This window comes from Bacillus sp. MUM 116 (assembly GCF_001866655.1).
Taxonomy (GTDB): domain Bacteria; phylum Bacillota; class Bacilli; order Bacillales; family Cytobacillaceae; genus Neobacillus.
This window is the reverse complement of the sequence record NZ_MLYR01000045.1, coordinates 47,350-53,645: the sequence shown is the minus strand read 5'-3', so window position 1 is coordinate 53,645 and position 6,296 is coordinate 47,350. Positions and strand designations below refer to the sequence as shown.

Here is a 6,296-nt window from a genome sequence, read left to right as displayed (position 1 = left end):
TTTGGAATTATGAAATCTGAGTTCCTCTACATAAAAGAATTTGAGAGTGTCGAACATTTTAAAGTAGAATTACAAAAATATATTAATTACTATAATACGAAACGGATCAAGGCAAAATTAAAAATGAGTCCGGTACAATACCGAACTCATTTTACACACGCTGCCTAATGAAATAACCGTGTCTAACTTTTAGGGGTCACTTCAGTGATACATGATGGGTTTTTCTTCTTACAATTCACCTTTTGTAAAGATATCAGTTAGGACAGGGACAATTTGTTTTTTACGGGAAACTACGCCTTTTAACACGGCAGTGTTATTTGAAAGTGTTACATTGTATGCTTTTTCAACCGCGTTTGCTTTGCTGCCAATCGCTAGTCCAACGGAATCGTTTGTTAAGATGTCCGTAACAACGAATAGGAATAAATCCAAGTTTTTCTCAGCAACAATTTTTGAAATTGCTGCTTCTAATTCTTCTTTGCGTGAAAGGACGTCGTCTGTATCCACGGCATTGACTTGAGCAATTTCTACTTTGCTTGAACCCATTTCGAATTCTTTTGCATCAAGGGAAAGAAGCTGTTCTGTTGTTTTGTCGCTCAAATCGGCACCGGCTTTTAGCATTTCTAAGCCATAGGTATCGGCGTCCACACCCGCGATTTCAGCCAATTCACGTGCTGCAGCAACGTCTTGTTCTGTGCAGGTTGGTGATTTGAATAATAAAGAGTCAGAAATGATTGCAGAAAGCATAAGACCGGCAACTTCTTTGCTGATTTGTTTACCGTTTTCTTTGTACATTTTATTTAAAATGGTAGCTGTACAGCCAACTGGTTCGCAGCGATAGTATAATGGATCGCTTGTTTCAAAGTTAGCGATACGGTGATGGTCGATCACTTCAATTACACGAACATCTGAAATGTCGCTTGCACTTTGCTGGCGTTCGTTGTGGTCAACGAGGATAACAGAGTTGACTTCATTAGCAACAGTTTCAACCAAGCGTGGAGCCTCGGCTTTGAAATAGTTTAAGGCATATTGCGTTTCGCCATTGACTTCACCCAGGCGAACTGGTTCAACATCCATTCCTAATTGTTTTTTCAAATCTGCGTAGGCTAGTGCAGAGCAAATTGTGTCTGTGTCGGGATTTTTGTGCCCGAAAATCAATACTTTTTCCATCTGAATTACTCCTTAATCGAATAAAATATACGGACAAACCCCTTTGGGGAATGACCCTAACGAAAATTATATAATATTCTGAAGGAGGTTACAAAATAAATCTGACTGTTTTACTTAGTTTTATGGAGATTTTGCCTCGATTAAGCTCTGGAAGGTCGCTTTTTTGTTTTTCTAACGATTTTTGTCTTTCCAGCCACTCTGGATGACACTTTTTCTACTTTCCAGCAATTTTTGTCTTTCCAGCACCCTTGGAAGGATGCCACCTCGTCTTCCCCCGTAATTTTTGCTCTTCCAGCAATAACAAATGAACACAGCCCAACAAAAGCATGTGCATTCAAACAACCTCGATCTACTTCACACCTAATGGAGCCACGCTTTGCCCAATCGCCTCAATCAATTCTATCGGAAGAGGGAAGCTTACAGCGGCTGGATCCTTCATTACAGCCGGAATCGTTCTCTGAAGGGCTTCTTCCGAAATATTGTACTCTTTGAAATCAGCCGGCAACCCCACCTTATGCTGAAGCAGGCGAATTTTCTCCACGACCTTTTCCAAAGCAGTCTCCGAAGTATCCCCCTTCACATCCACTCGCAATGCTTCCGCAAGCTCAGACACTTTCGGCAAATACAACTGCGGAATATACTCCATCACTACTGGTAAAAAGACTGCGTTGGCTAAACCATGCGGAATGCGGAACATTGCCCCGTAAGCATGGGCCAGATTGTGAACAGGAATCGCATTCAGGGCAAAACTAAACGCCGTAATCCCCATCAAGCTTGCCTGCAGCAAATCCATACGCGCCTCAAGATTCCCGCCATCAGCAATAGCCACAGGAAGATTTTTTTCAATTAGGCGGATAGCATGGAGTGCCTGTGCATCCGTTAAGGCCGTTGCCGTAGGCGAAGCAAGCGCTTCAATTGCATGTGTTAACGCATCAAAACCAGTAAATGCCGTAATCATCGGAGGCAGCCCGACCGTTAAATCCGGATCCAAAATTGCCATATCCGCATTAATAAACGGATGGATAATATTGGTCTTCATTTGAATATCTTCATTAAAGATGACTGCAATCGGCGAAACCTCCGACCCCGTACCCGCTGTTGTTGGAATCGCAATATGTGGAATCGGGATGAATCCGGCCTTCGGAAACGATTCATATAAAAGACCTCCCGAAATCGCCTCCTTAATATCCGCTAGCCCCTTATGAAGTGCATACTTTACCCCTTTTACCGTATCTAAAACACTGCCGCCGCCAACAGCTAATAACGCATCAGCCCCAAATTCTCGTGCATACCTTGCTGCTTCATTAATGCAGCGGCTCTCCGCATCCTGAGAAATATCCAGATATGTACCAACTAGCTCCGGACCGCTGCCCACGACGGACGACTTAAATAGATCGGCTACTTTTTCCACCACACCCGCTTTTTCCAACCCTCTGTCACTAAAAAGTACTACCCTTTTCGCACCAAGACCGGCAAACAAGCTTGGTACCAGTGCCCGGGAGTTGGAGCCGCTGTAAATTCCTGAACGGAGCATAAACTGTGAAATCGTCGTTTTCATTCAAATATCCACTCCTCCATTTAGTAAAATCTATAAAACTCCAAGATCACTTTCCGTAAATCTATAAATCTCTTCTATTTTCTTGCCCTTCGCCCTTGCTAAAATTTCCATTCGGACCGACAGCTGTTTCATCGTAAAATTCATGATATCCTCGGGATTACCACCAAATGAACTTACCTCCCTTCCGTCAATCCCTTCTTGGTTTAACCTGACCGCAAGTGGTGTTAGTTCAGCCATCTTATTTGCAACAAAATCAAAGAGATGTGGATGTTCACAAATTAATCGCTGCAGCAGGAAAGTGCCATATCCGATATGTCGCGATTCATCCTTTTTCAGGTTTCCTACTCCTTCTAAAAGCCCGGGCATGATTCTAGCTGCTTCAAGTGCGTTATAAAAAGAAAAATAACCTGTCTCGGCTAATACCCCTACGACAAACATGTTATAAACTACTGACGCTTCAGCAATTGCCTCAGGAGATTGATCCGTAACCAGCCGCTCCATGGTCGTTGGCAGAATTTCGTAGAAAATGGTTTTAAAAGTGCCGGTGTGGAAATGCGAGAGGTCTCCTTTTTCGCCAATCGCATTTAGCACAAGGCGGAAAAACTCTGTATGCTTTGCTTCCTCAAATAAAAAGGTGGTTAAAAACATTTCCTCCTCAAGACGTCCTTCCTTGGCAATCGCCATAATCAGCGGTAAAAGGTCAAGCGTTACTGCTTCCTCGCCTGCCTGAAATTGAGAGATAAGCCGTAAAATATCTTCTTGCTGTTCACTATTCATTGTTTTCCAGTCTTTTTGATCCTGACTAAAATCAATATCCGCCGGATTCCATGTTCCCTGCCTCTTAGCCTTTTGGTATAATCGATACGGAAATGAATCCTCCAGTAATCCCCTGTTGCTCGTCGTTAACATTTTTCTTCCTTCCATCGATCCTTCTCCCTTCAACGAATAAAATTTTCTATCGCTGTTTCCCTCAGTTGCGTTTTTAAAATTTTCCCTACACCATTACGTGGAAGCGACTCAAGAAAAATAACTTTTCTCGGAGTTTTGTTTTTGGCCAAATGAAATTGGCAATGGCGGATTAATTCATACTCAGATACTCTTGAACCCGACTTTTTCACGACACAGGCAACCATTTCCTCTCCCATTCGTTCGTCCGGCACCCCAACAACAGCCGCCTCAAACACCTCTTCATGAGCATTAAGAATTTCTTCGACATCTCTCGGGTACACATTGAAACCGCCGCGGATAATTAAATCCTTTTTCCGATCAACGATATAGACATAGCCTTCATCATCGATCCGGGCCATATCACCCGTATGCAACCATTTTTCTTTTAATACCCGCATTGATTCTTCTGGAATTTGGTAATAGCCGGGCGTGACATTATTGCCGCGGACAATCAACTCGCCAACCTCACCGATTGGAAGTTCTACTCCGAGGTCGTCGACAACTTTCACTTTCACCCCAGGGATTGGGACTCCAACCGAACCGGGTTTAATGACCAGGCCTTTCCGATGGGCCGTTACCACTGGTGCTGCCTCCGATAACCCATATCCCTCGTACACTACTGCTCCAAACTTTTCCTCAAAAGCATGAAGTAATGCAACAGGAAACGGAGCAGAACCCGATCCAACCGATTCCAGACTAGAGGTATCAAATCTCTTTGCATCGGGATAGGACACCATGGCATGAATCATCGCCGGAACAGCAGAAAACGTTTTTACCTTAAATTGCTCAATCGCTCTAAAAACTTCTTTTATATCAAATTGAGAAAAAACAACAATTGAACTTCCTGTTAAATAACTGATATTAGAAACAGTCAGTCCATAGACATGGGCAAGGGGAAGAACCCCCAGCGTTGTCCCGCGTTCAGTTCCGCTATGTTTTGCTGAATTTAAGGCATTGGAGTATAAGTTTTTATGGGTTAACATAACACCTTTTGGATTTCCGGTTGTTCCAGATGTATAGAGAATAACGGCTGTGTCTTCCTCATTTGTGTTTCTATCCATTTGATCTTGAATTAAATCTTCCATTACATCGTAGAAATTTAATAGATTCGTGTTTGAAGGCTGGTCTGCTGCGATGATGAGAGGTTTTACTGGCAGTTCTTCTAATGCTTTTTCTATCTTTTCCAAAACTTGTGATGAGGTAATTACCGCTTTGGCACCGGAATTGTGGGCAATATATTGAATTTCTTTTGTATGAAGGGTAAACATGATGGGAACGATGATTGCGCCTGCACGTGAGATTCCTTGGTAGGCAAATAGGACTTCAGGGCAGTTGGGCATCACGACCATGACCCGGTCCCCTTTCGCAATCCCTAATTTTCTTAAACCTGCTGCTAAGCAATCCGCATAATTCTTTGTCTCAACATTGGTGTAGTGCTTTTCTTTAAAATACAGAAAAGGATATTCCCCAAACTGAGCGGTATTTGTTTCGAGCAGCTCTTTGAGCTCCACAAAATCAATCCTTTCACTTTTTTAAAATGGCTGTGTTAAACTTGTTTGTTGATTTCCGCTCCAAGCACTTCGCGCACCTTAGGGCGGTCCGGAGAGGCTCCTTGACGCTTGCGCTTCTGCGGGGTCTCCCCTCCCCGTACTCCCGCAGGAGTCTTCGAGCCTTCCGCTCCAATCAACAGGGTTAAAAAAATCAACATTGTCAATTTACACAGGCTTTAAAATATAAAGGAGACAAGATTTTTTACTGTCTCCTTATTCTTTTTATTAATACAGGTGATACACAACCTCCCCTTTTAACACCACTCTTTCATCCTGATTAATTGCTTCAACTTTAAAGTGGAGGTTCGGGTCCTTCTTCTCTATTAAAATCGCTTTAAGCGTTACGACATCGTTTAAAAAGACCATTCCTTTAAATCGGATGGAATAATCCTGAATGAACCCTTCCTCATAATTGGCAGTAAACAGCTTGGCGAGGTTTCCCATCGTCCACATCCCATGGGCAATAATAGCCGGCAGTCCGGCTTTTTTAGCTTCTTCATCAATCGTGTGAATCGGATTATAATCGCCGGATGCACCTGCGTATTTAATTAAGTCGAGCCTTGAAACAGGTTCAAGCTGAACCTCTTTTATCGATTCTCCGACCTGTAACTGTGCAAGAGTCATTGCGTTAACACCTTCCTCACCGCTTCAGATATTACAATCGTCATGGTAGAGCTAAAAATGGTATTTCCGGCTGCATCCTCCCCAAAGCTTTCAAGGACAAGAAGACCCATATTACCAAAGCCGCCTTTTTTCTCCATATAGCTTTTCACGACAGAATAACAGAAAATGTCTTCTCCTACCAACAGCGGCCGAGCATAATGAAAGGTTTGTTCCCCATGAATCAAGCCTTTAACAGGAAGATGGAATCCTTCAATTTCCCCATAATTAAATGTTCTTGGAAAAGTAGGGGGGGCAATATTGGCTTTATACCTTGATTGTTTTCCAACCTCTTCATCAAAATAAATTGGCTGCATATCGCCAATAGCTTCAGCAAATTTTTTGACAGCCCCTCTTTCAACGGCATTTTTAACTTTGGTTGATCGCTTGCCAATATGTTGTTTAAACAATTC

General features: G+C 42.8%; 7 protein-coding genes. 1 reads left to right on the top strand and 6 read right to left on the bottom strand.

From position 1 onward, the window contains the following. Positions 1-168, top strand: a 168-nt coding sequence (locus BIV60_RS28430; RefSeq protein ID WP_141770460.1) for an IS3 family transposase, incomplete at its 5' end; no start/stop codon positions are given. Positions 169-228: 60 nt separating this feature from the next. Here BIV60_RS28430 and BIV60_RS12500 read toward each other — a convergent pair. The 6 genes from BIV60_RS12500 to BIV60_RS12470 form a co-directional block, all read right to left on the bottom strand. After that, positions 229-1,167, bottom strand: coding sequence for a manganese-dependent inorganic pyrophosphatase (locus BIV60_RS12500; protein WP_071356065.1), 939 nt, complete (start codon positions 1,165-1,167; stop codon positions 229-231). Positions 1,168-1,516: 349 nt separating this feature from the next. Then, complete coding sequence (locus BIV60_RS12490) at positions 1,517-2,725, bottom strand: iron-containing alcohol dehydrogenase (protein WP_071356063.1); 1,209 nt, start codon at positions 2,723-2,725, stop codon at positions 1,517-1,519. Between the two features lie 30 nt (positions 2,726-2,755). Beyond that, complete coding sequence (locus tag BIV60_RS12485; protein WP_071356062.1) at positions 2,756-3,649, bottom strand: R2-like ligand-binding oxidase; 894 nt, start codon at positions 3,647-3,649, stop codon at positions 2,756-2,758. Positions 3,650-3,663: 14 nt separating this feature from the next. After that, on the bottom strand, positions 3,664-5,184 hold the full coding sequence (locus tag BIV60_RS12480) for a class I adenylate-forming enzyme family protein (RefSeq protein WP_071356061.1): 1,521 nt from the start codon (positions 5,182-5,184) through the stop codon (positions 3,664-3,666). A gap of 264 nt (positions 5,185-5,448) precedes the next feature. After that, positions 5,449-5,847, bottom strand: a complete 399-nt coding sequence (locus BIV60_RS12475; protein WP_071356060.1) for a MaoC/PaaZ C-terminal domain-containing protein — start codon at positions 5,845-5,847, stop codon at positions 5,449-5,451. After that, the gene (locus BIV60_RS12470; protein ID WP_071356059.1) at positions 5,844-6,293 is read right to left on the bottom strand and encodes a MaoC family dehydratase N-terminal domain-containing protein; all 450 of its coding nucleotides are present in this window, start codon (positions 6,291-6,293) and stop codon (positions 5,844-5,846) included. The genes BIV60_RS12475 and BIV60_RS12470 overlap by 4 nt, the downstream gene beginning before the upstream one ends. Positions 6,294-6,296 lie beyond the last annotated feature (3 nt).